This window comes from Paenibacillus sp. KS1 (assembly GCF_001680695.1).
GTDB lineage: Bacteria > Bacillota > Bacilli > Paenibacillales > Paenibacillaceae > Paenibacillus_B > Paenibacillus_B suaedae.
In genome coordinates this window covers 1-472 of sequence record NZ_MAIS01000303.1, presented here as the reverse complement: position 1 = coordinate 472, position 472 = coordinate 1, and the positions used below count along the sequence as shown (strand labels likewise).

Here is a 472-nt window from a genome sequence, read left to right as displayed (position 1 = left end):
TCCTCAAGTGAGGATAGACTGCTTTTTTCTCTTATGAGACTACTGCAAAACGAATACAGTTAACGTCTATTTGCTCGTTCTGATGTACACGGGTTTCTTTTCAGCATCCAACGCTGCTTGCAATACCGTCTCTTTACCTTTAACAAAATAATAATCTTTAAATAGGTTGTCCCACTTCACTTCACATCCCGAAATATCGATATTGAATAATTCCTTGGCAAGCGGAGCGACCACTTCCTTTGCATCTTTTTCCGTAACCTCTTGGTTGGTCGTTACCTTTTTTCTTGTATTATTAAATACGTTCAAGACCTTTCCCTTTTTTGCTTCCATCTGAAGTGAAACATCGTTATCCTTAAGTGATAACGTTTGAACTTTGTCACCTTTAGAATAAAGTTGAGCTTCTGTGATTTCAAAATCATGATCAAATGCCGTTTTCATCGCTTTTGCTGCCGTTTCCAGCGACTTTGAATCG

1 pseudogene is annotated in these 472 nt (G+C 38.3%); it reads right to left on the bottom strand.

From position 1 onward, the window contains the following. Nucleotides 1-66: 66 nt before the first annotated feature. A pseudogene (locus tag BBG47_RS28425) lies at nt 67-472 on the bottom strand (hypothetical protein); the annotation flags it as partial.